At 75.8% G+C, this 25,503-nt stretch carries 22 protein-coding genes; 14 read left to right on the top strand and 8 right to left on the bottom strand.

The genetic code is table 11. The features are described 5' to 3' along the window. Window positions 1-280: 280 nt before the first annotated feature. The gene (locus tag AB0D08_RS29885; RefSeq protein WP_359893240.1) at window positions 281-3,499 is read left to right on the top strand and encodes a BTAD domain-containing putative transcriptional regulator; all 3,219 of its coding nucleotides are present in this window, start codon (window positions 281-283) and stop codon (window positions 3,497-3,499) included. Between the two features lie 103 nt (window positions 3,500-3,602). Further along, window positions 3,603-5,015 carry an FAD-binding oxidoreductase gene (locus AB0D08_RS29880; protein ID WP_051814305.1) on the top strand — a complete coding sequence of 471 codons (1,413 nt, stop codon included), beginning with the start codon at window positions 3,603-3,605 and terminating at the stop codon, window positions 5,013-5,015. Window positions 5,016-5,048: 33 nt separating this feature from the next. Here the strand turns inward: AB0D08_RS29880 and AB0D08_RS29875 are convergent, their stop codons facing one another. Further along, entirely contained in the window at window positions 5,049-5,612 is a 564-nt protein-coding gene (locus AB0D08_RS29875; RefSeq protein WP_359893237.1) for a PadR family transcriptional regulator, read from the bottom strand. A gap of 93 nt (window positions 5,613-5,705) precedes the next feature. Between AB0D08_RS29875 and AB0D08_RS29870 the strand changes: the two genes are divergently transcribed. Together AB0D08_RS29870 and AB0D08_RS29865 are read left to right on the top strand one after the other, a co-directional pair. After that, on the top strand, window positions 5,706-6,098 hold the full coding sequence (locus AB0D08_RS29870; RefSeq protein WP_033825657.1) for a nuclear transport factor 2 family protein: 393 nt from the start codon (window positions 5,706-5,708) through the stop codon (window positions 6,096-6,098). Window positions 6,099-6,275: 177 nt separating this feature from the next. Then, window positions 6,276-7,508 carry a DUF2254 family protein gene (locus AB0D08_RS29865; RefSeq protein WP_359893233.1) on the top strand — a complete coding sequence of 411 codons (1,233 nt, stop codon included), beginning with the start codon at window positions 6,276-6,278 and terminating at the stop codon, window positions 7,506-7,508. 72 nt (window positions 7,509-7,580) lie between these two features. Here the strand turns inward: AB0D08_RS29865 and AB0D08_RS29860 are convergent, their stop codons facing one another. The 5 genes from AB0D08_RS29860 to AB0D08_RS29840 all read right to left on the bottom strand — a co-directional run bounded on the left by AB0D08_RS29860 (window position 7,581) and on the right by AB0D08_RS29840 (window position 12,436). Next, window positions 7,581-8,717, bottom strand: coding sequence for a PP2C family protein-serine/threonine phosphatase (locus tag AB0D08_RS29860; RefSeq protein WP_359893230.1), 1,137 nt, complete (start codon window positions 8,715-8,717; stop codon window positions 7,581-7,583). Window positions 8,718-8,899: 182 nt separating this feature from the next. Then, window positions 8,900-9,409: a hypothetical protein gene (locus AB0D08_RS29855; RefSeq protein WP_051814309.1), complete on the bottom strand. Its 510-nt coding sequence runs from the start codon at window positions 9,407-9,409 to the stop codon at window positions 8,900-8,902. After that, window positions 9,406-10,302, bottom strand: coding sequence for an MEDS domain-containing protein (locus AB0D08_RS29850; RefSeq protein ID WP_033825658.1), 897 nt, complete (start codon window positions 10,300-10,302; stop codon window positions 9,406-9,408). The genes AB0D08_RS29855 and AB0D08_RS29850 overlap by 4 nt, the downstream gene beginning before the upstream one ends. Window positions 10,303-10,469: 167 nt before the next feature. Then, window positions 10,470-11,168, bottom strand: a complete 699-nt coding sequence (locus AB0D08_RS29845; protein ID WP_359893227.1) for a hypothetical protein — start codon at window positions 11,166-11,168, stop codon at window positions 10,470-10,472. A 140-nt stretch (window positions 11,169-11,308) separates the two neighbouring features. Then, on the bottom strand, window positions 11,309-12,436 hold the full coding sequence (locus AB0D08_RS29840; protein ID WP_033825660.1) for a nucleotide disphospho-sugar-binding domain-containing protein: 1,128 nt from the start codon (window positions 12,434-12,436) through the stop codon (window positions 11,309-11,311). 311 nt (window positions 12,437-12,747) lie between these two features. Here AB0D08_RS29840 and AB0D08_RS29835 point away from each other — a divergent pair, with 311 nt between their 5' ends. Together AB0D08_RS29835 and AB0D08_RS29830 are read left to right on the top strand one after the other, a co-directional pair. Continuing rightward, on the top strand, window positions 12,748-13,362 hold the full coding sequence (locus AB0D08_RS29835) for a DUF1269 domain-containing protein (RefSeq protein ID WP_063794546.1): 615 nt from the start codon (window positions 12,748-12,750) through the stop codon (window positions 13,360-13,362). 63 nt (window positions 13,363-13,425) lie between these two features. Then, window positions 13,426-14,451, top strand: a complete 1,026-nt coding sequence (locus tag AB0D08_RS29830; RefSeq protein WP_359893223.1) for an alcohol dehydrogenase — start codon at window positions 13,426-13,428, stop codon at window positions 14,449-14,451. A 12-nt stretch (window positions 14,452-14,463) separates the two neighbouring features. Here AB0D08_RS29830 and AB0D08_RS29825 read toward each other — a convergent pair whose 3' ends face one another. Next, a complete protein-coding gene (locus tag AB0D08_RS29825; protein ID WP_359893220.1) occupies window positions 14,464-15,123 on the bottom strand; it encodes a hypothetical protein in 660 nt (219 codons plus the stop codon). Between the two features lie 208 nt (window positions 15,124-15,331). Here AB0D08_RS29825 and AB0D08_RS29820 point away from each other — a divergent pair, with 208 nt between their 5' ends. From AB0D08_RS29820 to AB0D08_RS29805, 4 genes are all read left to right on the top strand, one after another. Then, the gene (locus tag AB0D08_RS29820) at window positions 15,332-15,781 is read left to right on the top strand and encodes a hypothetical protein (RefSeq protein ID WP_359893218.1); all 450 of its coding nucleotides are present in this window, start codon (window positions 15,332-15,334) and stop codon (window positions 15,779-15,781) included. A gap of 369 nt (window positions 15,782-16,150) precedes the next feature. After that, entirely contained in the window at window positions 16,151-17,122 is a 972-nt protein-coding gene (locus AB0D08_RS29815) for a helix-turn-helix domain-containing protein (RefSeq protein WP_359893216.1), read from the top strand. A gap of 177 nt (window positions 17,123-17,299) precedes the next feature. Continuing rightward, window positions 17,300-18,295, top strand: coding sequence for an alpha/beta hydrolase (locus AB0D08_RS29810; RefSeq protein ID WP_359893213.1), 996 nt, complete (start codon window positions 17,300-17,302; stop codon window positions 18,293-18,295). 178 nt (window positions 18,296-18,473) lie between these two features. Next, on the top strand, window positions 18,474-19,466 hold the full coding sequence (locus AB0D08_RS29805) for a helix-turn-helix domain-containing protein (RefSeq protein ID WP_051814312.1): 993 nt from the start codon (window positions 18,474-18,476) through the stop codon (window positions 19,464-19,466). On the opposite strand, the gene AB0D08_RS29800 is transcribed toward AB0D08_RS29805, so the two are convergent. After that, the gene (locus tag AB0D08_RS29800) at window positions 19,460-21,784 is read right to left on the bottom strand and encodes a helix-turn-helix domain-containing protein (protein ID WP_051814314.1); all 2,325 of its coding nucleotides are present in this window, start codon (window positions 21,782-21,784) and stop codon (window positions 19,460-19,462) included. The two genes, AB0D08_RS29805 and AB0D08_RS29800, sit on opposite strands and share 7 nt — an antisense overlap. 245 nt (window positions 21,785-22,029) lie before the next feature. On the opposite strand from AB0D08_RS29800, the gene AB0D08_RS29795 reads away from it, so the two are divergent. The 4 genes from AB0D08_RS29795 to AB0D08_RS29780 form a co-directional block, all read left to right on the top strand. Next, complete coding sequence (locus tag AB0D08_RS29795; RefSeq protein WP_359893209.1) at window positions 22,030-23,004, top strand: alpha/beta hydrolase; 975 nt, start codon at window positions 22,030-22,032, stop codon at window positions 23,002-23,004. A 73-nt stretch (window positions 23,005-23,077) separates the two neighbouring features. Beyond that, window positions 23,078-23,803: an alpha/beta hydrolase gene (locus AB0D08_RS29790; protein ID WP_359893207.1), complete on the top strand. Its 726-nt coding sequence runs from the start codon at window positions 23,078-23,080 to the stop codon at window positions 23,801-23,803. A 13-nt stretch (window positions 23,804-23,816) separates the two neighbouring features. Beyond that, window positions 23,817-24,368, top strand: coding sequence for a DNA starvation/stationary phase protection protein (locus tag AB0D08_RS29785; protein ID WP_359893205.1), 552 nt, complete (start codon window positions 23,817-23,819; stop codon window positions 24,366-24,368). 144 nt (window positions 24,369-24,512) lie between these two features. After that, a partial coding sequence (locus AB0D08_RS29780) for a hypothetical protein (protein WP_359893202.1) occupies window positions 24,513-25,503 on the top strand: 991 nt, incomplete at its 3' end.

The raw sequence follows: 25,503 nt of genomic DNA, 5'->3' as shown, positions 1-25,503 counted from the left end.
CGTCAGCCGGTCCGTGCCGCCACCGCGTCCGCCTCCCGGGCCAGCGCCACCAGGGCGTGCCCGCGCCCGTCCCCGGCCCGTACGGCCGCGCCCGGGGGTGGGCCGCGCCGTAGGATGACCGGTGTGGCGCCCGGCCGTTCGGATCCCGCCGACGGCCCGGGGACAGCGGCCCCATCCGGTGACGACGGTGGTGCGTATGGCGCGTTTGATCAGGCAGAACGGCCCCGGCGCGATGGCCCGGCCGGCCGTCGGCGCCCGGTAGCGCCCGGACGGGACGACGATGGCCGACGAGGTCGGCATCCGGCTGCTCGGCGGACTGCGGCTGACGGTCGGCGGCCACGAGGTGCAGCCCGGGGTGTGGCGCCTGCGCAAGGCCAGGACGGTGCTGAAGCTGCTGGCGCTGGCCCCCGACCACCGGCTGCACCGCGACCTGCTGTACGAACAGCTGTGGCCCGGTCTCGACCCGCCCGCCGCCGCCAACAACCTGCACCAGGTGCTGCACGCCGTCCGCCGCGGTCTGGCCACCGCCGGTGACCCCGGGGACGTGGTCACGCTCCGCGACGACCTGGTGGTGCTCGGCCCGGACGGCGTCCGGGTGGACCTCGACGAGTTCGATGCGGCGGCCCGGCTCGCCTCGGCCGGCGGCGGCGCCGGGCACTACCGGACCGCCCTCGCGCTCGCCGACCACGAACTGCTGCCCGAGGACGCCTACGAGCCGTGGGCCCAGCAGGCCCGCGGCGCCCTGGAGGTCCGCCGCGCCGCCCTGCGGCTCGGACTCGGCGAGGCGCTGGAGCGCGAGGGCCGCACCGCCGAGGCGGTGGAGGTGCTGCGGGCGCTGACCGCCGACGAGGAGCTGAACGAACCCGCCCACCGCGCCCTGATGCGTGCCTTCGCGGCCGAGGGGCGGCGCGGTGAGGCGTTGGCGACGTACGAGCGCCTGCGGGACGGGCTGCGGCGGGACGGCGGACCCGACCCGGACCCGCGCACCCGGGAGCTGTACCGCGGGCTGCTGGCGGGCTCGGTCGAGGAACCCGCCGGACCCGGCGCCGCCGGTACGGACCCCCGCCCCCGGCACCGCAGCAACCTGCCCGCCCAGCTGACCAGCTTCGTCGGCCGGGAACGGGAACTCGCCGAGGTGGGGGAACTGCTCGGGCGCAGCCGGCTGCTGACCCTGACCGGCCCCGGCGGCTGCGGCAAGACCAGGCTCGCGCTGGCTGTCGCGGCCGCCCGCCTGGACACCTTCCGGGACGGCGGCTGGCTGGTCGACCTCGCCGCGCTCACCGACCCCCGATCCGTCCCGGACGCGGTAGCCTCCGTGCTCGGCCTCCAACTGGCCTCCGACCGCCGGGCGCAGGCCGCGCTCGCCGCGCAACTCGGCGGGCGGGAGCTGCTGCTGGTGCTCGACAACTGCGAGCACCTGGTCGAGGCGTGCGCCGCCCTGGTCGCCGAGGTGCTGCCGCACTGCCCGGGGGTGGTGGTGCTGGCCACCAGCCGTGAGCCGCTGCAGAGTTACGGCGAACGGACCTGGCGGGTGCCCTCGCTGGGGCTGCCCGACCCGGCCCGGCTGCCGCCGCCCGCCGAGCTCGGCCGCTACGCGTCGGTGCGGCTGTTCGTGGAGCGGGCCGCGGAGGTCGTCCCGCACTTCGGGCTCGACGCGGACAACGCCGCGGCGGTCGCCCAGATCTGCTTCCGGCTGGACGGCATGCCGCTGCCGCTGGAGCTGGCCGCCGCCCGGGTCCGGATGCTGACGCCGCAACAGATCGCGGACCGCCTGGACGACGCGCTCACCCTCCTCGGCCAGGGCAGCAGGCACCAGGTGACCCGCCACCAGACCCTGCTCGCCACCCTGGCCTGGAGCCACCAGCTGCTCGACCCCGAGGAGCGGGTGCTGCTGCGCCGGCTGGCGGTCTTCGCGGGCACCTTCTCGCTGGGCGCCGTCGAGCAGGTCTGCACCGAGGGCACCGACCCCGCCACCGCACTGGACCTGCTCGGCCGCCTGGTCGACAAGTCGCTGGTCCTGGTGGAACGGCCCGGCCCGCAGGTGCGCTACCGGCTGCTGGAGACGATCCGCCAGTACGCCGGGGAGCGGCTGCGCGAGAGCGGGGAACTGGCCGCCACCGAACGTCGCCACCGCGCGCACTACCTGGCGCTGGCCGAGTCGCACGACCCGGAGCCGTCCGCCCGGGCGCCCGCCGGGACGCCGCTGGAACTGGAGGCCGACCACGACAACCTGCGCGCCGCCCTGCGCTCGGCCCTGCGCAGCGCGCCGCAGGACGCGCTGCGGCTGGCGGTCGCGCTGCGGCTGTTCTGGGCCGACCGCGGCTACCTCGCCGAGGGCCGGCGCCGGCTGGACGACGCGCTCGCCGCGGCGCCGCAGCCGACCCCGCTGCGGGCCCGGGCGCTGTTCGGGCAGGGCGTGCTCGCCGTCCGGCTCGGTGACAGCTCCCCGCTCGGCGCGATCGGCGCGGAGATCGTCGCCATCCACCGCGGCGGTCCGGACCGTACCGCGCTCGCCGCCGCCCACTCCCGGCAGGCGCTGCTGCTGTGGATGCGCGGCGCCTGGGACGAGGCCCGGGCGGCCCTGGACGAGTCCTGCGTCCTGGCCGGCGGCGACCCCGCGCTGCTGGCCGCCGCCGCCCACCTGCGAGGGGTCTGGGCGGTCTGCCGGGGCGAGGGGGCGGACGCCAGGAACTCCTTCACCGCCTGTCTGCGGCTGCTCGCCGACGTGGACGGCGGGGTGCCGCCGTTCCTGCCGGTGATGACGCCCGGCTACGTCACCGAGGAGGCCGCCGACGGCACGGTCTCGGTGTACTTCGAGGAGACCGTGCTGGCCGGACGGCTGGTCGGCGCCGATCCGGCCCGCGGCTACGCGCTCGCCAACCTCGCCCTGGCCGCCCGGCTGGCGGGCGACCGGGAGGGCGCGCTCGGTGCGGCCGAGCAGAGCGTCGCCCGGTTCCGCGGGCTCGGCGACCGCCGGGGCGAGTCGCTGGCCCTCAACACCCTCGGCAACCTGTGCCGCAGCCACCGGGCCTACCGGCGGGCCCGGACCTGCCTCGACGCCTGCCTCGAGATCCGGCGCGGGCTCGGCGACCGGCGCGAGATCGGCATCACGCTCGGCAGCCTCGGCCTGCTGGCGCTGGCCGCCGGCGACCTCGACGGCGCCCGCGCCGCGATCGGCCGGGCCAGGGCCGGTTTCGAGGAGACCGACGACCTGCCCGGCACCACCAACTGCCTGCTGCACCTGGGGCAGGCCGCCCGCGCCGCCGGCGACACCGCGACCGCGAAGGACCTGCTCACCCGGGCCCTGGACCTCGGCGGCGTCGCCGGGTCGACCTGCGCCGCCGGGTGGGTGGCGGTGATGCTGCTCGGGCTGGCCGAGCAGGCCGGCGACCGGGCCGCCGCCGACGCCGCGGCGGCCACCGCCCGGGACGGCTTCACCCGGCTCGGCGACCGGCGCGGCCTGGCCCACCTGGACCGGAGGGCCCCGGGCGGCCGCTGAGGCGCCGCTGAGCCGGTGCAAAGCCGCTGCTCAGCGGCGGGTCCTACGGTCGGCGGTGTCGGAATCGAGTTCCACACCGAGATCCACACCGAGGAGGCCGACGATGTCCATCGACACGGCAACGGGAGTTCTGGGGGACGCCACCATCGGCGAGCTGGAGGCGGCACTGCGCGGCGAGGTGGTGCGCCCGGGCGACCCCTCGTACGACGAGGCACGGGCGGTCTGGAACGCCGCGCACGACCGCCGCCCGGCCCTGGTGGTGCGCTGCGCCGGCACCGCCGACGTGATCAGGGCGGTGGAGTTCGCTCGCAGCCAGGACCTGCCGGTCGCGGTGCGCGGCGGTGCCCACAGCATCGCCGGGTTCTCCACCTGCGACGGGGGCATCGTCATCGACCTGTCCGCGATGAAGGGCGCCCGGGTCGACCCCGCCCGCCGCCGGGTGCTCGCACAGCCCGGCCTGACCTGGGGCGAGCTCGACCACGAGACCCAGGCGTACGGCCTCGCGGTGACCGGCGGCCTGGTCTCCTCGACCGGGATCTCCGGCTTCACCCTCGGCGGCGGCGTCGGCTGGCTGGTCCGCCGGTACGGGCTGGCCAGTGACAACCTGGTCGGCGCCGACCTGGTCACCGCGGACGGCCGCTCCGTGCACGCCGACGCCGAGGAGAACCCGGAGCTGTTCTGGGCGCTGCGCGGCGGCGGCGGCAACTTCGGCGTGGTCACCTCCTTCGAGTACGAGCTGCACCCGGTCGGCCCGGAGGTCCTCGGCGGCCTGGTCATCTACCCGCAGTCCGAGGCCCGGCAGGTGGTCTCCCGCTGGCGGGACCTGACCGCCGGGATGCCCGACGAGCTCACCACCCTGGTCAACCTGACCACCGCGCCGCCGCTGCCGTTCCTGCCGCCGGAGGTGCACGGCACCCGGATCGCGGTCGTCGCCGGGATGTACGCCGGCTCCCCGCAGGCCGGCGAGGCGGCGGTCGCCCCGCTGCGCACGCTCGGCACCCCGATCGCCGACGTGCTGGGCCCGATCCCCTACCTCGGGATGCAGACCCTGCTGGACCCGCTCTGGACCCGCGGCGCCCACAACTACTTCACCTCGGCGTTCATCGAGGCGTCCGACGCGGCGATCGACACCATGACCCGGCTGCACGGCACCACGCCGACCCCGTTCAGCGAGCTGCACCTGCACCAGCTCGGCGGCGCCTTCGGCCGGGTCCCCGCGGACGCCACCGCGTTCAGCCAGCGCGACGCGGGCTTCCTGTGCAACGTGATCGCCCGCTCGCCCGAGCCGGACGGCTTCGACGGGCACGTCGCCTGGGCGCGCGACGCGCGGGAGCAGATGGCCCGGCACGGCAAGGGCACCATGTACGTCAACTTCACCGGTGACGCGGACGGGGACAGGGTGCGGGCCTCCTACCCGGACGCCGTCCACGCGCGGCTGGTGCGGGTCAAGGACGAGTACGACCCCACCAACCTGTTCCGGCTCAACCAGAACATCCGCCCGTCGTCCGGCGGCTGACCCGCCGCCGGACTCCGGCCCCGGCCCCGGTGCTCACCGCACCGGGGCCGCGCGCTGTGTCAGCACGGCCAGCGCCAGCTCGGCCCAGCGGACGTTCTCCTGCTCGAACGCCAGCCCGCGCAGCAGGGTCAGGTAGGGGCCGACCCGCCCGGCGCGGGCCAGGTGCTCGGCCTCGGTGCGGCCGTCCAGCATCCGCTCGCGCCGCCGCTCGTAGCGGGCCAGCTTGGCCCGGGACCGCTCCAGCTGCAGGGCGACGGCCGTGCGTACCGCCGCGGCGTCGCCCTCGTCGACCGCGTGCACCTTCACCATCAGCTCGTCGCGGATCGCGGTCGGCCGGGCCGGTTCGGCGGTGAACCGGCGCAGCGCCGCCCGGCCGGCCTCGGTCAGGGTGAACAGCCGCTTGTTGGGCCGGCGCTCCTGGAGGACCACCCGGGCCTCGATCAGCCCCTCGGCGGCCATCCGGTCGAGCTCCCGGTAGAGCTGCTGCGGGGTCGTCATCCAGAAGTTCGCCACTGACGCGTCGAAGCCCTTGGCCAGGTCGTACCCCGATGCCTCGCCCTCCAGGAGGGCCGCCAGAACCGCGTTGCGCAATGCCATCGGGCCAGCCTAGCGCCGGGGGTGGACGCCGTCCGGCGGCCTCGATACTCTCCGAAGCACCTATTCATCAAATTGACTATGGAGGGGCAGTCGATGAACGAGTTCCGCAAGGCCGTCGAGGCCAGGGACCACCGGGCGATGACCGCCCTGCTCGCCGACGACGTCGTCTTCACCAGCCCGGTCGCCTTCAAGCCCTACCCCGGCAAGGCGATCACCGGCGCGATCCTGCGCGCCGTGCTGGAGGTGTTCACCGACTTCCGGTACGTGCGGGAGATCTCCGGGGCGGACGGCCGGGACCACGCCCTGGTCTTCACCGCGAAGGTCGACGGCAAGGAGATCAACGGCTGCGACTTCCTGCACCTAGACGACGACGGCCTGATCGACGAGTTCACCGTGATGGTCCGCCCGCTGTCCGCCGCCAACGCGCTCGCCGCGGCGATGGGCGCCCGCTTCGAGGAGATCGCCCGCGAGGCCGCCCAGGGCTGACCCCGGGGCTGACCCCGGGGACGTCCCCGGGGGCGTCGCCGAACCCGCCCGGGTTCACCGCCGGCGGTGGCACGGCAGCGCTGTTCGGCGGAACACCGGCGCGGGCGCCTTGCGAGCAGGCCGGATCGGCCCGAGAGTGGGCGGGCCGTCACCGCACCGACCGCATGGAGTATGTCCGTGGACGCGCCGCCGCCCGCCCGTCCCCGGCCGCACCGGCCCGCCGAACGCGTCGCCCGTCCGCGCCGCCGGCTGCGCGCCGGGATCTCCCAGCTGGCGGGCCTGCTGATCGGCCTGGCCCTCGGCCTGACGCTGCCCCGGATCCACGGCGGCCCGCAGGCGGACGCCGTCCGGGTGGCCGAGGTGCTGGGCGTGGTCTCGCTGGGCGTGGTCAGCGTCACCGCGCTGATCTTCTCCCTGCTCTTCCTGGTGGTCCAGTGGGCCGCGGGCAACTACACCCCGCGGCTGGCCCTGTTCCGGACCGATCCACTGGTCTGGCGGGTCTTCGCGCTGGTGATCGGACTGCTGACGTTCACCGTCACCGGACTGCTGGCGATCGGCTCGCGCGCCACCGTGTCGATCGTCCTTCCCGCGGCCGTCCTGCTGCTCACCGCCGTCGCCCTGATCCTCATCCGCACCCTCCAGCTCCGCGCGTTCCGCTCGATCCAGCTCGCCCAGGTGCTGGCCGACACCGGCGCCCAGGGCCACACGGTGATCAGCGCGTGCTACCCCGCCGGCCGGCCCGCCGCCCCGGACCCGGCCGGCCTGCCGCCGGTCGGCTCCACCGTCCGCTGGCAGGGCCACACCGCCACCGTCGAGCAGGTCGACATGGAACGGCTGGTCCGGGCGGCCGCCGAGGCGGACGCCGTGGTCGAGATGGACGCCGTCATCGGCCGTACGATCCAGCACGGCGACCGCCTCGCGGACGTCCGGGGCGGCCACCTGGACGACCGGGCGGTGACCGCCGCACTGGTCGTGGGCCGCGAACGCGCCTTCCACCAGGACCCCCTGCTGGCGCTGCGGCTGCTCGCCGACACCGGCCTGCGCGCGCTGTCCCCCGCCGTGCACGACCCGGCGACCGCCGTCGAGGTCCTGGACGTCCTCGACGGGCTGCTGCGGCGCCTCGCCGTCGCCGACCTCGGCCGCCGGGCCGTCGCCGACGACCGCGGCACGGTCCGCCTGCTGCTCGCCGGACCCGGCTGGCCGGAGTTCGTCCGCACCGCCCTGGACGACCTGCTCCGGTCGGCCGCCGGGTCGCCGATGGTGCTGCTGCGCAGCCGGGAACTCCTGACCGCCCTGCGGACCGTCGCCCCGCCGGACCGCCGCCCGCCGCTGGAGACCCGGCTGCGGTGGGTCGACGGGCAGCTCGCCGACGCGCACCCGCCGTTCGTCCTGGAGGGCACCGACCCCTGACCCGGGGCCTACCGGGAGGGACCCGGCGGGACCCGGCGGGACCTGGTGGGCCGCCCGCCCGGCGCCCTGCCGTCAGCCGGCCGCCCCCGGCGGGGCCGTGCGGCGGATCGCGACCATCGCCACGTCGTCGGCCAGCCGGGCCCCGACGTGGTGGCGCAGGTCCCCGTGGACGGCCTCGAGCAGCGCGGCCGGCGACAGGGCGAGCCACTGCCGGAGACGGTCGGCCAGGGGGTAGAACTCGCCCGCACGGTTGCGGGCCTCGATGACCCCGTCGGTGTAGAGCAGCAGCGTCGCCCCCGGCGGCAGGCCGAACGCGTCCGCCGCCGGCCGGGGACCGGCCAGATCGCCCAGGCCGAGCGGGGGCGTGGCGACGGCAGGGTCCAGCGCGGTCACCCCGCCGGCGTCCAGCAGCAGCGGCGGCGGATGGCCGAGGTTGGCCAGCCGGACCGGCCCGCCGCCATCGGCGGGAAGGTCGAGGAACACGGCGGTGACGAAGCCGTCGTCGGCGGCGCCCGGCCCCGCCTCGGCGGCCGCCGCCCGCAGCTCCTCGCGCAGGTCGTCCTCCACCTCGGCGACCAGGTCCTCCACCCGCGCGTGGTGCCGGGAGGCCCGCCGGAAGCTCCCCAGCACCTGCCCCGCGGTCCCGAGCGCGGCCAGCCCCTTGCCCTGGGCGTCCCCGAGCAGGATCCGCACCCGCCCGCGGGCGACCGTGGCCGCGTAGAGGTCGCCGCCGACCGAGGACTCCTCGTCGGCGGTCAGGTAGAGACAGGCCAGGTCGAGCGGTCCGATCCGGGTCGGCGGCGGACGGAGCAGGGTGTGCTGCAGCACCTCGACCGCCGACCGGGACCGGGCCAGCTGCCGCTCCCGGCGCTGCCGCACACCGCTGGCGGCGAGCGCGGCGAGGCAGATCAGCAGGATCGTGGCGAGCTGGACGGGGAAGTTCGGCGTCCCGAGCTGGCCGTTGGCGCGGCCGGAGAGGATCACGCACGGGAACATCACGGCGGTCACGATCAGCACGCCGCCCGGACTGCAGAACGCGGCGGCGAGCGGCGGCGCGGCGACCATCAGCGGGCCGAGCCGGATGTCGGGCGGGGTCAGCTCGTCCACCACCAGCAGGCCGACCGGGAGCGACGCCATCACCGCGACGTGGGCCCACCGCTGCCGCCACGGCCGCGCCCGCCGCACCCGCCCGCCGCTGCTGGACGACACCTCTCCCACCTTCCGGACGCCCGCGTGACCGCTGTCCCTCCCAGCTTCGCCCACCGCGGCGCCCGAGGCGGCGCGACACCTGCGGGCACGCGGCGGCCGACCGGGCCGCTCCGGCGTGGCCACCGGGGTGGGCCCGGCGGCGGATCCGGGGACGGGGAGCGGGACGCGGGCGGTTCCGGGCGTCACTCCGGGCGGGGCGGGCCCGCGGGCCGTCCGTGCCGACCGGGCCCGCTGCGCCTGCCGGGAGGGCCGGGACGGTCGCCGCCCGCCCGTCCGCCCGCCGGCCGGTCGTCCGGGAGGCGCAGCGTCACGGTGGTCCGGTCGGCAAGGCGGTCGACCCGCAGCGCCCCGTCCAGCTCGCCGGCCGGCCACCGCAACCGCGGTGCGCCATCGGTGGCGCCCGGTCCGTCCTCGGTGATCCGGCAGACCAAGGTGGCGGGGTCCGGCCGGCTGATGACCACCCGGACGTCGGGGCCGGGGGCCGCCACCAGGCTGCCGGCCACCTCGTGGACGGCGAACACGAACAGGTCCCGGTGCTCGACCCCGGCACCCGCGAGCGTCGCACAGTGGGTGACGACGGCGCGCAGGACGGGGAGTTCGTCCGCGCCGAAGCGCTGATCCGTCACCAGCCCGTCGGGCGCCGTCACGCGGTCATCCGTCACCCGGTCGTCCGTCACGTGGTCGTCCGTCATGCGTCCTCCACCGTCGTCACCGTCAGCTGCGGGACCGAGCGGGCGCCCAGCATGCCCAGCACCCTGGCGTGGAACCGCAGGCAGCGGATCTCCACCCGCGGGCCGCCCGGGGGAAGCGCGCGGGCGGCGTCCAGCAGTGAGACCGCGCAGTCGGACCCGAGGAAGGAGAGGCCCGTCAGGTCGACGGTCAGCCGGCCGTCGCCGCCCGCCGCGCCGTCGAGGGCGGCCGGCAGCGCCGCGAGCAGCTGGGCACGGGTGGTCACATCGGCGTCGCCGACCAGGCCGAGCCATCCCTCGGCACGCTCGACGTGCAGGGCCCCGAGGCGGTCGAGCAGGGCCACGGGGTGGCCCTCGCGCATGGCGTCGAGGACCTCGGGGTGGAACCGCCGGCGGTCGTAGGTGCAGATCTCCGCGTAGTCGCGGCCGGCGAACAGGGCGTGCGCGTGGGTCTCGCGGTGCATCACCCCTTCGATGTCCATCCCCAGGTCCGCGACCCAGGCCATGTCGATCACGGTGCGGAACCCGGTGTAGCCCTGCTGCCGGGCGGTCGCGGTCTCCTCCTGGAGCCGTCCCAGCTGGCGGGCCGCGGTGAACCGCGCGTCCGGGGCGATCAGCTCGCGCATGCTGGTGTACGACAGCTGGCCCCGCCGGAGGGCCGGTTCGGCGCCGCCGTGGTGTCCGTGGACCCGCTCGTGGACGTCCGCAGGCGGAACGGCGGGGTCCGCCATGACGGTGACCTTCTCGCCGCGGGCCAGCCCCTCGTGGATGAAGGCGACCAGGATCTCCCAGCGGCCCTCGTCATCGTCGTAGTCCGCGTAGGCGTGGTCGCCGGGCCGCATCCGCAGAACGGGTATCGTCCGGTGTGCGGAGGCGGCAGCGGAGTCCGTGGGCACCTGTGGTCCTTCCCGCCGGAACGTCCTGCCGGTCGGCGGGGACGTGCGAGTGATCCTATGAACTCACCCGCCCCGCCGGTGGCATGACGGCCAATCAGGTCGAAACTGACCGAACAGTGCCTGAATGAGCCGCTTTCGATCCGCCCGCTCGGCTCTTCGCGCCGGCCTCAGGACGGCAGGTCGAGGCACTCCTCGGCCATCGCGCCGCCGAAGGCGTTGCGGGCGTGGGTGTGCATCCGGGCGGCGTAGCGGGGGTCCTCGGACAGGGCCGAGTAGCCGCTCCCCCGACGGGAGATCACACCGGCGGTGTCGGCCAGGTAGACGTCGAAGCCCGGGTACATCAGCTCGATGCAGGGCAGGTCGTCGATGTCGAGGGCGAACACCGGGTACTCGCCGAACGCGTCGGGCTCGCCGGTGGCGAGGACCCGCCGCGAGTCCGAGCCGCCGGGGAGCAGGAAACACTCGTCGAAGCGGTCCGACAGCGCGTCGTACACCGATCCCCAGCCGTCGCCGAACTCGGCCCTGGCGAGCTCGCCGAGCGGGCGCGGGGTCAGCTCGAAGCCGCGGTCGGCGCCGGCCGCCCCGGCGGGCTCCGCGTACCAGGTGGTGGCCCCGAACCAGCCGAAGCGGCGCAGCAGGCCGGTGTCGTACCCGAGCCACCGGCGCAGGCTCGGCGGAAGCGGGCGGCCGCCGGGGAAGGCGGCGGTGGCCAGGAGCTCGGCGGGGAACGGTGTGCGGGTGACGCCGACCCAGGGGCCCGCGGCCTCGAGGTGGCCGAGGACGAGGCGGTGCGGGTCGGCTTCGACGGCGGCGATGGCGCGCTCGGTGAGGGCGACGCCGTGGTCGGGCGAGGTCGGCGAGGTCATGGGGTCGGGTGTCCTTGTCGTACCGGCAGGGGGTGGCGGTCGGCACGACCCTAGGGCCGGGCGCCGACACGTACGGCCGGGCCGCAGGTCCGGGGACCTGCGGCCCGGCCGTCCGCCGGTCCGCCCGGGTCGGGTGCGGGTCAGCGGGGTGCGGTCACGAGGGCCTCGATGGCGGGGACGAGGGCCGCGGGGGTGGGCAGTGCGTCGTTCTCGGCGCGCAGACGGACGGCGGCGGCGCGCAGCTCCGGGTCGGTGACCAGGCGGGTGAGCAGCGGCGCGTCGACCTCGGCGGAGGCGGTGGACAGGGCCGCGCCGGTGGCGGTGAGGGTGGCGGCCACGGTGAAGTTGTCGGCGCCCTGGGGGAGCAGGAGTTGGGGCACCCCGGCCTGCAGGCCGGTCAGCGTGCTGCCGGAGCCGCCGTGGTGGATCACGGCGTCGCAGACCCGCAGCAGCTCGGCCAGCGGCACCCAGGGGAGCGGGTGGACATTGGCCGGAAGGGGCCCGAGGTGGGTCAGGTCGGCCTCGCCGACGGCGAGCAGGAAGTCGGCGTCGACCTCCGCGGCGGCCCCGATCAGCGGCGCGATGGCGTCCACACCGTCGACCTCGGTGATCACCGTGCCGAGGGTGACCGCGACCCGCGGCCGGGTGCTGCGGCGCAGCAGCTCCGCCGGGACCACACCGCCGCCGTTGTAGGGGATGTAGCGCATCCGCAGGCCCCCCGGGTCGCCGCCGAGCGCGGCCGGCACGATGTTCAGCGGGGTGGACTCGGCGGGGGCGCCGACGCCGTGCGCCTCGTAGTACTCGGTGAAGTGGCCGGCGAGCCGCGCGGCCAGATCCAGGCCGGAGGTGAAGCCGAAGTTCTGCAGCGCAGCCGGGATCTTGAGCTTGGCCGCGACCAGCTGGGCGGAGGCCAGGCAGGAGTCGTGGACCAGCAGGTCGGCCTCCCAGGCGGAGGCCGTGGCCAGCAGGCCGTCCACGGTGGCGCGGGAGGCGTGGGCGAACGCGGCGGCGGCCAGGTCGAGGAGCTGGTCCTCGGCCAGGTCGGGCCGGGCGTAGCCGGCCTTCCCGCCGTTCACGGCTTCGAAGGAGTCCCGCAGTGACCCCCCGTCGCCGATCTCGACGATCGGGAAGCCGGCCGCCCGCAGCTGGTCGTACGGCTTCGGGGAGGCGAACAGGACGTCGTGCCCGGCGGCCCGCAGGGCCTGGGCGGTGGGCACCATCGGGAACAGGTGGCTGGGTGCGGCCGGACCGGTGAAGAGTATGCGCACGGGAATCTCCTGGCCGTTCATCGAGTGGTTCGGTATCGGAGGGCGCGGCAGCGCCGACGCTCCGTCAACTGCCGGACGTTCACGAAGTGTTCCCGGCGTGATCGATAATCGGACGTTCTCGTACGGCCCTTGCCCGCGGCGGCCCGGTGTGCTCCGCCCTCGCGCCGGCGTACGGCGCCCCTCGAGGGGAAGCCCGTGACCGTGGGTGACCGCCGGGCGTGCGGCGCGCGGGGCCGGCCCGCATCCTGGCAGTGAACCGCGACGGCACCGCGTGGGGTGCCGTCGCGGGCGGACCGGACAGGAGGGCCCCGATGGCCAAGCCCGATGCAGTCTTCCTCTTCATCGGTACCTACCCGAGCGAGGCGGCGGCGCGAACCGACTACGACGTGCTCAAGGAGCTCCACGCCATCGGCGCCGTCGGGAGCTACGACGCCTCCGTGGTCACCAAGGACGAGTCCGGGAAGGTGCACGTCGACAAGGACGAGACGGCCACCCGGCACGGGGCCTGGGGCGGGGCCGCCGCGGGTGCGGTGGTCGGCCTGCTGTTCCCGCCGGCGCTGATCGGCACGGCCGCCGTCGGGGCCGCGGTGGGCGGCCTGAGCGGGCACCTGTGGCGCGGGATGTCGCGGTCGGACGTCAAGGAGTTCGGCGAGATCATCGACGAGGGGCAGGCCGCCCTGGTCGTGGTCGGCGCGAGCACCATCGCGGACGCGGTGCAGAAGGCCGAGCTGAACGCCGTGAAGCAGATCGCCAAGGAGCTCGACGTGCGGGCGAGCGACCTCGACACGGCGGTCCGCCAGGCCGCCACCGAGGTCGCCCGAACCGGCCGGTCCACGGCAACTCGTCCTCGCCGAGGGTGGGTTGCGCCGTGGCCGCGCGCCCGGGCGACGGGCCCTGCGCGGGTCGGTGCGGGTCGGCGCGCGTGATCGCGCGGGAGCTGGTGTGCTGGTCCAAGGGGGCGATCGGACGTGTATCCGGGAGAGTGGCAGATGAGCACCTATCGAGCTGCGCAGATCGCTGCGCTCGGCAGCCCGTTCGAGCTGGTGGAACGGGAGGCCCCACGGCCCGGGCCCGGCCACGTACGGGTGGCGGTGGACGCCTGCGGGGTCTGCCACAGCGACTCGGCCTTCATCAACGCCCTGCTGCCCGGCGTGAGCTTCCCGCTGGTCGCCGGACACGAGGTGGCCGGGCGCATCGAGGAACTCGGCGAGGGCGCCGCCCAGCGCGGCTGGCAGGTCGGCGACCGGGTGGCGGTGGGCTGGTTCGGCGGCAGCTGCGGCCACTGCCCGCCCTGCCGCCAGGGCGACTTCGTGGTCTGCCAGAATCTGAAGGTCCCCGGCTGGGCGTACGACGGGGGCTACGCCGAGGCGATGATCGCACCCGTCGACGCATTGGCGCGGATCCCCGACGGGCTGACGGCGGTCGAGGCCGCACCCATGGGCTGCGCGGGAGTGACCACCTACAACGGACTGCGGCGCAGCGCGGCCCAGCCCGGTGACCTGGTGGCGGTGCTCGGCCTCGGCGGGCTCGGCCACCTCGGGGTGCAGTTCGCGGCCGCGATGGGCTACGAGACCGTCGCCATCGCGCGCGGCGCCGCGAAGGCCGAGTTCGCCATGAAGCTGGGCGCGCACCACTACATCGACAGCACGGGGCCCACCAGCGTCGCGGACGCGCTGCAGTCGCTCGGCGGTGCCCGGGTCGTGCTGGCCACCGCGGCCAACTCGGAGGCCATCACGGCGACGGTCGAAGGACTGCGCCCCCGCGGCGAGCTGGTCGTGATCGGCGCGGACGCCACCCCGCTGGGGATCAACCCCAACCAGCTCCTGTTCAGTGCCCGGGTCATCCGCGGTCACCCCTCGGGCACGTCGCAGGACGTGCAGGACACGCTCGCCTTCAGCCTCCTGAAGGGGATCCGCCCGACGGTGGAGACCGTCCCGCTGGACCGGACGGCGGAGGCGTACGACCGGATGATGGCCGGCGCCGCCCGGTTCCGGATGGTGGTCACCACCGGCTGAGCCGGCCGGCGGTCACCTGCCGGACGCGGGGCCCGGGCACTTCTCGGCGGCGTGCACCACCGTGTAGCAGCGCAGCGGGTTGATCCGGCCGCTGTGCCACAGGCAGTCCTCGTGGATGTCACGCCTGGCGACGCTGCCGCACGGCTGGTGCGTGCAGCCGCAGCCGGACGGCTCCGGCTCGTCGACGCGGAGAATGTGGTCGTCCTGCGCGGTGAGGCAGCGACCGTGCCGGTCGTGCCAGGCCCGCACGGCGGCCTCGGCCTCGTCCGCGCGGGCCCACCGGTCGGACCGCGCCGGGGTCCCGGCGGCCGGGCCGGGCAGCCACTCCCGGACGGCGGCGGCGACGGCGGCGGGCTCGGCGAACGGCTCGGACAGCGGCAAGGCGTGGCCGGAGTAGTGGATCGGCATCAGGGCGCTGTCCTCATCGGTCAGGCTCCAGCCCCGGTGGTGATCCCAGCCCAGCCAGACGGTGTCCGGCTCGTCCCACCCGGCGTCGTGGAACTGGCCGGACACTAGGTGGAGTCCGCCGTCGTGCTCGTCCTCCGTCGTGGGACGGAAGGTGGACGGCCGGCGGACGAACCCGTTGGTCCAGCTGTCGCGGACGCCCAGGCCCCCGGCCGTCAACGCGGCCCGGACGGCGGCGATGTAGTCCGCGTGTGGCAGGTCGGACATCGGTGGTTCCCCCCACTCTCCGGCCGGCCCGACCTCGCGGGCGCCCGGCCACGGCCGAGCCGTGAGGCGAACCGGCTTGGTACCCGCCCGGGTTCCCCGGGTCTGCGATCAACCGTAACCCCGCCCGCAGGGCGCCTGACCCGGGGGTCCTCCACGCGGGCCGGGACGCGTACGCCGGGCGTCGGTGGCGCCTGCCATGATCAACCGCATGACCATCCACTACGGCTACTACGCCGCCACCGACGACGCCCACGCCGCCGACGCGGTCGAACACGACACCCTGGCGGAGATGGGCGCGGGGTACGACCAGCTGGTGCTGACCGGTCTGGACCCGGAGCTCCACATGCCGGCGCTCGACGCCCTGATATCCGGCCGGTCAGCCGAAGCCGTGGCGGCGGTCCCGCCGTACGGCGGGACCATCAACACGAGCGACGACGGCCGGACGGTGTGCCACGGGTTCACCGACACGTTCCGTGACGCGCTCGCCGGGCTCGCCCCCGAGGCCGTGCCGGCCGTCGCCGTCGACTGGGCCGCCTCCCCGGTCTTCGAGGGCGGCGCCCCCGCCGAACTGCTCGCCCAGGCACTCGCCGAGCTGACCGGCATCGCCCGCGACGCGGCCGAGCGCGGCGACCGCCTCTACTACTGGATCTCCGTCTGACGAGGGACGACGGACAACGGCCGCGGCCCGAGGGCCTGACGACAGGCGGGGCCCGGTACCGGTCGGTCGGCAGCGGGAGACGGAGCCGCTGACCGCGGCCCGCCCCGGGGCCGGCGCTGCGGGTGGCTCCGCCGTCCTGCTGCGCCAAGGAGATCGGCCACCTGCTCCGGCCGTCACCCCGGACGGTCGGGGCGCACCTCTGCCCCGGGCGGCGGCCGGCGCCCGGCGGGCCCGGTCCGGATCTGTGCTCGGCGTGCACGGTGCCGGTCCCACGGTGCACCGCGGCGGCCGGGCAGCCGGATGACCTACCGGGCAGGCCGGTCGACGGATCAGGCTGATGTCGCGGAGTGACGACGGAAGGACGGTCAGGTGGGCTCGAAGGTGACGTCCGGGTCGGTTCCCGAGGACGAGCGGGCGGCGGTCTGGAGCGGGGCGGTGTCGCGGACCCTGGTCCCGGTGGAGGTGGTCCCGCGCGCCGGGACTCCCTTCGACGGACGCGTGGAGTCGCACCGGCTCGGGTACGTCCGGATCTCCACACTGGAGGCGGACCCGGCGCGGGTCGTCCGCACGGCGGCGCTGATCGCCCGGGCGCCGCGGACCGAGCCGCAGGTGGGGGTCGGGCTGCAGGTGGCGGGCCGGGCCGTGCTGGAGCAGGACGGGCGCCGGGCCGAGGCGCCGGCCGGCGGGCTCCTCCTGTACGACGCGGCCCGGCCCTTCACCGTCGACTACCCGGAGCGCTTCCGCACGCACCTGTTCCACCTGCCGCGCCGGCTGCTGGGCGTACCGGAGCGCGAGCTGCGGCAGGTGGCGGGAACGGCCGTCGGCCCGGCGCAGGGGTGCGGGTCGGTGCTGCTGCCCTTCCTCGCCACCCTCGCCGCGTCCGCGCACGGGTACTCCGCGCCGGTCGGCGACCGGCTGGCCGGCAGCGTCGCCGACCTGGTGAGCACCCTCGTCACCGAGCTGACCGCCGCGCGGCCGGCCGGCGGGCCCGGAACCCCGAACGACCACCTGGTGCGCCGGGTACGGGAACACATCGACCGTCACCTGGGCGACACGGAGCTGTCGCCCGAGACGATCGCCCGGGCCCACCACATCTCCGTGCGGTACCTGCACCGGCTGTTCGAGGGCGAGGGGGTGACGGTGGGCCGGCTCGTCCAGCAGCGCCGGCTGGAGGCCTGCGCCCGGGAGCTGGGGCGCCGCGGCCGGACCGCCCCGACGGTGTCGGTGGTCGCCCAGCGGTGGGGCTTCGTCAACCCGGCCCACTTCAGCCGGGCGTTCCGGGCCGCCTACGGGGTCTCGCCGCGCGAGTGGCGGGCGCTGGCGGCCCCGGAGGCCGGCTGACGGCCCGTTCGCCGGCGGCCCGGATCCGTGCACGGACGGACCACTCGGCCGCCGTCCCCGGCAGTACGGTCGAGCGGCGTGTGCGCGGTACGGCACGGCACTCCCGGTGGGAACCGGGTCCCGTCCCGGCGGGCGCCTTGCGCCGTCGTGCCGTCCGATCACCCCAGGAGCGCAGAGTTGTCCGACACCACCCCCTCGCACGGCCGGCGGCCGGCGCTCGACCCGGCGCTCCAGGCGTTCCTGGACGCCTCCGCCACCCGGGCGGCGGCGGACCTCCCGGACCTCTCCCTCCTCGCGCCCGGCGGTGCGGCGGACCCGGCCGTGCCGGCCGCCGGGGACCCGGACGATCCGTACGGCACCACCGCGGAGTGGCTCGCGTTGCCCGGCGGACCCACCGGGCGGGTGCACGTCCAGGTGACCAGACCCGCCGGGGCCGCCGAGCCGAGCCCCGTGGTGCTGTTCCTGCCCGGCCTCGGCTGGTCGCTCGGGGACGCTGCCGCGTACGGCCGGCTGGTCCGCGAGTTCGCGCTGGGCAGCGACGCCGCGGTGGTGTACGTCGACTACGCCCGGGCCCCCGCGGCCCGCTACCCGGTGGCCCTCGAGCAGTGCTACGCCGTGGCCCGCTGGATCCAGGCGCACGGCCACGAGATCGGCCTGGCGGGCGGGCGGATCGCCGCCGTCGGCGACTGCGCGGGGGGCAACCTGGTGGCCGCCCTGACGCTGCTGGCCCGGCAGCGCGGCGACCTGCGGCTGGTGCACCAGGTGCTGCTGTGCCCGGTGACCGACGCGGACTTCGACACCCCGTCCTACCGGCGGTTCGCCACCGGCTACTTCCTGCACCGGGACCACATGCGCCGGTTCTGGGACGACTACCTGCCCGAGACGCGGCGGCGGCGGGAGGCCACCGCCGCGCCGCTGCGCGCCACCCCGGCCCAACTCGCCGGACTTCCCCCGGCGCTCGTGGTCACCGCCGAGGCCGATGTGCTGCGCGACGAGGGCGAGGCCTACGCGGCCAGGCTCCGGGTGGCGGGTGTCCCGGTGGTGGCCACCCGCTACCAGGGCGCCGTGCACGGCTTCCTCCTGCTCGACGCGGTCCACCCCACCGCCACCGCGCGGGCCGCGCTGATCCAGGCCGTCGACACGGTGCACCTGGCGCTGCACCGCGGTCCGTAGCCGGGGCGGACCTCGGCGGCCGGGACGGGCATTTCCTCCTGTTGTTCTTCCTGGTCCGCGGCGGCGGCCCGCGGTGTGATGGAGCGGGCGGCAGGTGCGGGGCACCTGGCGCCCTCCCCACTCCCCGCGACACCGGACCCGCCGTCCGGTGCGCCCGAACGCCCGCCGAGGAGCGCCGATGTCCGTCGTTCTCGACACCGCCCCGGTCCCGTCCGCCGAACGGGCCGAGTACTGGCACGAGGCGGTCTCCCACACCTTCGTCCCGCTGGACGTGTCCCTGCTCGAGCGCGCGCCCGCCGCCGCGACCATCACCAGTCAACGGGTGGGCGCCCTCCAGGTCTCCGTGGTGGAGGCCGGTCCGCAGCGGGTGGCCCGCAGTGCGGGGCTGATCGCCCGCGGCGGGGAGGACCACCTCACGCTGGCGCTCCAGCACCGCGGCACCGCCCGGCTCGTGCAGGAGGGCCGACAGGTCCTGCTGCGGCCCGGCACCTTCGCGATCTCCGACGCCGGGCGGCCGTTCGCCAAGGAACTGCCGGAGCCCTTCACCTTCACGGCCTTCCACTGGCCGCGCGCCGCGGTGGGCGTGTCCGACGAGGACCTGCGGGTGCTCACCGCGACGGCCTTCGACACCGGCGACGGCACCGCCGCACTGGTGGCCGCCTACCTGGAACGCCTGGCCCGGTCCGCCGGCACCCTGGAGCCGGACGTGGCCGGCCGGCTCGCCACCACGGCCCTGGACCTGCTCGCGGTGCTCGCCCACGAGCGCCGCGGGCGGTCGGTGCCGGACGCACCCGAGGCGGCCGGTGCCACCCTGGCGCGCGTCAAGGACCACATCCTGCGTCACCTGGGCGACCCGGACCTGTCGCCGGAGCGGATCGCGGCGGCCCACCACGTGTCGGTGCGCCACCTGCACAAGCTCTTCCACTTCGAGGGCGTCACGGTGGCCCGCTGGATCCAGCGGCAGCGGCTGCACATGGCCCGGCGCGACCTCGCCCGCCCGGCGGCCGGCGGGGCGACGGTCGCGGCGGTCGCGGGCCGCTGGGGGTTCGTGAGCGCCAGTCACTTCAGCCGGGCGTTCCGGGCCGCCTACGGGGTCTCCCCGCGCGAGTGGCGCGAGGACGCGGGCGCCTGCCCCGCCGTGAGCGCGGTCCGGCCGGCCGCCTGTCAGTAGAACCGGGTCGGCGGTGCGGGAGTCCCGGCGGCGACGTCCGCGAGCGCGCTCCGCGCCTGCTCGACCAGCTCGGCGGGGACCCGGTCCGCGAAGGTGAGCACGGTGCGGTACTCGGCGGCGGCCGCCTCGTCCTCACGGCGGTGGGCGAGCGCGTGGGCCAGGTGCAGGTGGGCCTTGGCCGCCACCCGGTGGTAGCCGCGCGCCTCGAACTGGCCGCGGGTCGGGCGCAGGGTGGCTACGGCCTCGGCCCAGTCCCCGCGGTTCAGGTGGACCAGGGACAGGTAGTACGCGGCGATCATCGTGGTGATGCCCCGGACGCTCTCCGGTATCCGGTCGGCGTAGCGCGGGTCGGCGAGGACCGCCATGACCTCCCGGTGGGTCGCGACGGCCTCCTCGAAACGGCCGGCCATCTCCAGCAGCCGCAGGCTCATGTTGCAGGCCGGCAGGAAGCCGTTGACGTCGTCCGCCGCCATGAAGAGGTCCATCGCCCGGCGGCAGCTGTCGGCGGCCGAGGAGACGTCACCGGCGGCGGCGTCCAGCACACCGAACCGGTTGTGCGCCCGGGCTTGCTGGGCCAGGTCGCCGCAGGACCGGGCCAGGTCGAGCGCGGCCGTCGCCGCGGCGAGCGCGTCCTCGCGGCGGCCCTCGCCCACCCAGTACGCCCAGGAGAGGTCGTTCAGGTGACTGGCCCGGAGCGCGGGCTCGCCGAGGGCGGCGGCGGCCCCGGCCGCGGCGCCGAACACCTCGACCCAGTGGTCGGCGGACACCCAGTTGTCGGAGACCAGGCGCATCGCCTCGCCGATCCCGCTGACCGCGGCGTGCTCACCGAGCCCGGCGGCCTCCCGGAAGGCGGCCAGCCAGTTGGCGCGCTCCGCCCTCAGCCAGGCCATCGCCTGCTCGGGGCCGTCCGGGCCGGCCGGCCACCCGGCGGCCGGAGCCGGCGCGCCGTGGTCCGGCCCGTGCCGACGGCCGGCGGTGGCGGCGGTCTCCAGCAGCCAGCCGCGCAGCCGGGAGCCGGCGGCCTGCGACCGCTCCGGGCCGTCCTCCTGGCGGTGCTGCGCCCTGGCGTACAGGCGGAGCAGGTCGTGCAGGCGGTACCGGTCCTCGCGATGGGTCATCAGCAGACCGGCCTCCAGCAGCTCCTCCAGCAGGTCCTCGGCGTCGAAGAGCGGGACCTGCGCGAGGACGGCCGCCAGCGGCAGCCCGAAGTCCGGCCCGGGGACCAGCGACAGCAGCCGGAACATCCGGGCCGCCGCCGGGGCGAGGCGCGAGTAGGACAGCGAGAACGCCGAGTTGACCCGCAGGTCACCCGCGCTCAGCGAGTCCAGCCGGCGGTCCTCGTCGGCGAGCCGGGCGGCCAGCCGCTGCAGGCTCCAGTTCGTCCGGGTGGCGGCCCAGTTCGCGGCGACCCGCACGGCGAGCGGCAGATGGCCGCACAGCTCGGCGATGGTCCGGGCGGCGTCGGGCTCCGCGTCCACCCGGCCCGCGCCGACCACGGCCCGCAGCAGGGACCCGGACTCCGGCGGATCGAGCACGGGCAGCTCTAGCCGCTGCACCCCCTCCAGACCGGCCATGGTGTGGCGGCTCGTCACCACGACCAGGAGCCGTCCCTCGCGCGGCAGCAGCGGCCTGACCTGGGCCTCGTGGCCCGGGTTGTCCAGCACGAGGACCCCGTGGAGCCCGCCCGCGACCGCCTGGTAGCGGGCGCGCCGCTCCTCCGGGCCCAGCTGCACCAGGTCCTGGTCACCCGCGCCCCACGCCGCCAGCAGGCGCACCACCGCCGCCTGCGGCGACAGCGGCTGCGCGTCCAGCCCCTGCATGTCCAGCAGGAACGCGCCGTCCGGCAGTTCCGGTGCGAGCTGCTCGGCCAGCCGGACGGCCAGTGAGGTCTTGCCGCTGCCCGGGGCGCCGAACACCACCGCCACCGGCGGAGCCGCGGTGCCCGCGTCCGGGCCGGCGGACCCCGGCCCGCGCGCGAGGCCGCGCAGCACGGCGAGCTCCGCCCGGCGGCCGACGAAGTCCCGGACGCCCCTGGGCAGCGCGCACGGCGGCGCCTTGAGGGCGGCCGGCCCGCCGTCCGTCCGTCCGGCCCGGGCGACCGCCAGCAACTCGGCGTGGGCGGCCTCGTCCAGTGCGAGTCCCTGCGCGATCGCGGTCACGGTGCCGCGCTGCGGTCGCAGGCTCCGCCCCCGCTCCATGTCGCCGATCGCCCGGCCGGAGACGCCGGAGACCTCCGCCAGTTCCTCGATCGTCAGGCCGCGGGCCTGCCGCAGCGCCCGCAGCATCCGACCGAACCGGGTCCCGCTCGCGTCGCCCATCGCACTCCCGCCCGGTCCGCCGAGGTCATTCGCCCCATTCCTACCGCTTCGGGCCGGGGAAGTGGAAATTCGAACCGAACCGTCGGCGACCGGCGGTCCCGGGCCGGGGCGCCGACCGGAGCCGACCGGAGCCGGTCGGGTGCGCGGATCGACCGGAGGCGGTGCGCCGTCGGCACACCCCTCGGACCTGCGCGTTCCTAGCCTGAGGGGCATCCGACCGGACCACGAGACCCCGAGGTGACGACATGTCCGACCAGAACACCGCCGACGCCGGACCGACCCTGGAGCCCGAGGCCCGGGCCTTCGCCGAGGCCACCGCCAACCCGCCCTACCTGTTCGACCTGGGCCCGGCCGAGGGCCGCGCGGCGGTCGACGAGGTGCAGTCCGGAGAGATCGCCCAGCCGGAGATCGACGAGCAGTGGATCGAGGTCGCGGGCGGCCCGACCGGCCGGGTCCGCGCCCGCATCGTGCGCCCCGCCGGGGCCACCGGCCCGCTCCCCGTCGTCCTCTACATCCACGGCGCGGGCTGGGTCTTCGGCAACGCCCGCACCCACGACCGCCTGGTCCGCGAGCTGGCCGTCGGCGCGCAGGCCGCCGTCGTCTTCCCGGAGTACGACCTGTCGCCCGAGGCGCGCTACCCGGTCGCCATCGAGCAGAACTACGCCGTCGCCCGCTGGATCGTCACCGACGGACACACCGAGGGCCTGGACGCGTCCCGGCTGGCCGTCGCCGGCGACTCCGTGGGCGGCAACATGAGCGCCGCGCTGACGCTGATGGCCAAGGAGCGCGGCGACGTCCCGCTGGTGCTGCAGGTGCTGTTCTACCCGGTCACCGACGCCGCCTTCGACACGCCGTCCTACCACCGGTTCGCCGAGGGCTACTTCCTGCGCCGCGACGCCATGCAGTGGTTCTGGGACCAGTACACCACCGACCCCGCCCAGCGCGCCGAGATCACCGCCTCGCCGCTGCGCGCCACCACCGAGCAGCTCACCGGGCTGCCGCCGGCGCTGGTCATCACCGGCGAGGCCGACGTGCTGCGCGACGAGGGCGAGGCGTACGCGGGCAAGCTGCGCCAGGCCGGCGTTCCGGTCACCGCCGTCCGGTTCCTCGGCACCATCCACGACTTCGTGATGCTCAACGCGCTGCGCCCCTCGAACTCCGCGCAGGGCGCCATCACCTTGGCGGTCCAGACGCTGCGTCAGGCGCTGCGGACTGCCTGACCGCCCGCCACCGAGCCGTAGACCGCCGCGCCGGGGACCACCGGCGCGGCCAACCCTCCCCGAGGACAGAGGAATGACGACGAACGACACCCCCACCGTCGTGCTCGTGCACGGTGCCTTCGCCGATGCCTCCAGCTTCGCCCGGGTCGTTCCCGCGCTGCTGGACGACGGGCTGAACGTGCTGGCACCGGCGGTGCCCAACCGCAGCCTGACCGGTGACGCCGCCCACCTCGCGTCGGTGGTCCGGCAGATCCCCGGGCCGGTCGTGCTGGTCGGCCACTCGTACGGCGGCGCCGTGATCACCGTGGCCGGAGCCGAGGAGAACGTCAAGGCGCTGGTGTACCTGGCGGGTTACGCGCTGGAGGAGGGGGAGAGCCTGGGCGGGCTGCAGGGCCGGTTCCCCGCCTCCGAGCTCGCCTCGGCGCTGGTGTACACGCCGTTCCCGCTGCCGGGCACGGACGAGCAGGGCACCGACGTCTCGGTCGAGGCAGACCGCTTCCCGGCGATCTTCGCCGCGGACGTCGACCCGGCACTGGCCCGCGTCCTCGCGGTCTCGCAGCGCCCGCTCGCCGCCGCGGCCTTCGGCGAGGCCGCACCGGTCGCCGCGTGGAAGGACAAGCCCTCCTGGGGGCTCGTCTGTACCGCCGACCGGACCATCAACCCCGAGGTCGAACGGTACGGCTACCGGCGCGCCGGGATGACCACCGTCGAGGTCGACTCCTCGCACCTGGTCATGCTGGCCCACCCCGAACGGGTCGCCGACCTGATCCGCACCGCCGTCCGTGCCGTCACCGGCTGACCGGGAGAGACCCATGAGCACCCAACCGCGCCTCCACCAGCACGATCCCGAGATCCAGTCCTTCGGGACCGTCACCCAGCTGCCGATCGCACTGTCCCACGACGCCCGGCAGTACGCGTGCCAGCGGCTCAACCGCCTCCTCGCGGACACCCACTTCCTGTACGCCCTCTACAAGAAGCACCACTGGAACGTGCACGGCCCGACCTCGTACCAACTGCACCTGCTCCTCGACAAGCACGCCCGGGAGCAACTGGACCTGGTCGACGTGCTGGCCGAGCGCGTCCGGACCCTGGGTGGCGTCCCGGTCGGCGACCCCCGCCACGCCGCCGAGATCACCGGCGTACCGCGTCCGCCGGACGGGGTCGAGTCCGTGCCCGCGATGCTCTCGCGGCTCCTCGACGCCCACGAGACCATCCTCACCGAGGCCCGCGACGCGGCCGGCCGGACCGCGCAGCTCGGCGACGACGGCACCCAGGACCTCCTGGTCTCCCAGGTCATCCGCACCGGCGAGACCCAGGTCTGGTTCCTCGCCGAGCACCTCGTGGCCACCCCTCGGACCGGCTGAGCGGCCGCACCACCGTCACCGTCCGTCCCCGTCGAGCCGCGGCGCCGGGTCCGAACTCACCGACCGGGACGCCGAACCGGGCCGGCCGGCCGGTGACCGCCGACACCGTCCGGCCACCACCCCATCCCCTCAGGAGGAACACCCATGCGTTCACGCCTCGCCGTGCGGCTGCGGGCCGCGGCGGTCGCCGCCGCGCTGCTCGCGGTCGGCTCGGCCACGACCGGGCCGCCCGCGCAGGCCGCACCCGCCGCCGGAACGGCCCTCGCGGTCGGCACCCAGTACGACACCACCCACGTGTACGTGACCCCGGGCTCCATGGACGCCTTCGTCACCAGCTGGGAGGCCACGTTCGGCGGCAGCCACACCCCGAAGGCGCTGGTCACCGTCACGCCCACCCCGAGCAGCACCTACTCCCAGCTGGTCCTCTCACCGGCCGGCACGCTCTCGGTCTTCGACTACGTGACACCCGTGCCCTACCCGTTCGGCGCGGAGCGCACCGGCTGGCTGGTCCAGGACCTCGACCGGGGGGTCCGTAGGGCCGAGGAGGCCGGTGCCGGCGTCGTGGTGGCCCCGTTCGACGACCCGATCGGGCGGGACGCCGTCATCCGGTTCCCCGGCGGCATCGACGCCCAGCTGTACTGGCACACCACGCCGCCCTCCTACCCGCCGTCGGCGACGGTGCCGGAGAACCGGCTGTACGTCCCACCCGGCTCGCTGCGCGCCTTCCTGCACAGCTACCTGCGCTTCACCGGTGGCCGGGTGGTCTCCGACGACCCCCGGGCGCCGGGAGCGGAACTGGGCATGCCGGGCACCACCTACCACCGGATCAGGATCACCGGTCCGTTCGGGGACACCGTGGTCCAGGCCACGGACGGGCACCTGCCCCACCCGTTCGGCCGGGAACTGACGGGCTACCAGGTCGACGACCTGGCCACGACGCTGACCCGGGCCCGGGCGGCCGGCGCCCAGGTCCTGTGGGGGCCGCGGACGACGGCCGACCGGGACTCCGCCCTGGTGCAGTTCCCCGGCGGCTACGTGGCCGAGTGGCCCGGCTGCACCTGGGGTACCTCGCGGAGGCGGCCTGGGCCGAGACCGGCCACGTCCCGGAAGCCCGCGAAGCGCGAGCCAGCCGTGG

This window comes from Kitasatospora sp. NPDC048540 (assembly GCF_040651175.1).
Taxonomy (GTDB): Bacteria; Actinomycetota; Actinomycetes; order Streptomycetales; family Streptomycetaceae; genus Kitasatospora.
Note: the sequence above shows the minus strand (reverse complement) of the source record. Positions and strands in the feature narration are given on the sequence as shown.

Coding starts and splice junctions, on each gene's coding strand:
- AB0D08_RS29790 (WP_359893207.1), top strand. CDS start 23,078: ATGACGACGAACGACACCCCCACCGTCGTGCTCGTGCACGGTGCCTTC.
- AB0D08_RS29800 (WP_051814314.1), bottom strand. CDS start 21,784: ATGGGCGACGCGAGCGGGACCCGGTTCGGTCGGATGCTGCGGGCGCTG.
- AB0D08_RS29820 (WP_359893218.1), top strand. CDS start 15,332: ATGACCATCCACTACGGCTACTACGCCGCCACCGACGACGCCCACGCC.
- AB0D08_RS29830 (WP_359893223.1), top strand. CDS start 13,426: ATGAGCACCTATCGAGCTGCGCAGATCGCTGCGCTCGGCAGCCCGTTC.
- AB0D08_RS29825 (WP_359893220.1), bottom strand. CDS start 15,123: ATGTCCGACCTGCCACACGCGGACTACATCGCCGCCGTCCGGGCCGCG.
- AB0D08_RS29870 (WP_033825657.1), top strand. CDS start 5,706: ATGAACGAGTTCCGCAAGGCCGTCGAGGCCAGGGACCACCGGGCGATG.
- AB0D08_RS29880 (WP_051814305.1), top strand. CDS start 3,603: ATGTCCATCGACACGGCAACGGGAGTTCTGGGGGACGCCACCATCGGC.
- AB0D08_RS29885 (WP_359893240.1), top strand. CDS start 281: ATGGCCGACGAGGTCGGCATCCGGCTGCTCGGCGGACTGCGGCTGACG.
- AB0D08_RS29855 (WP_051814309.1), bottom strand. CDS start 9,409: ATGACGGACGACCACGTGACGGACGACCGGGTGACGGATGACCGCGTG.
- AB0D08_RS29785 (WP_359893205.1), top strand. CDS start 23,817: ATGAGCACCCAACCGCGCCTCCACCAGCACGATCCCGAGATCCAGTCC.
- AB0D08_RS29805 (WP_051814312.1), top strand. CDS start 18,474: ATGTCCGTCGTTCTCGACACCGCCCCGGTCCCGTCCGCCGAACGGGCC.
- AB0D08_RS29875 (WP_359893237.1), bottom strand. CDS start 5,612: ATGGCATTGCGCAACGCGGTTCTGGCGGCCCTCCTGGAGGGCGAGGCA.
- AB0D08_RS29835 (WP_063794546.1), top strand. CDS start 12,748: ATGGCCAAGCCCGATGCAGTCTTCCTCTTCATCGGTACCTACCCGAGC.
- AB0D08_RS29795 (WP_359893209.1), top strand. CDS start 22,030: ATGTCCGACCAGAACACCGCCGACGCCGGACCGACCCTGGAGCCCGAG.
- AB0D08_RS29845 (WP_359893227.1), bottom strand. CDS start 11,168: ATGACCTCGCCGACCTCGCCCGACCACGGCGTCGCCCTCACCGAGCGC.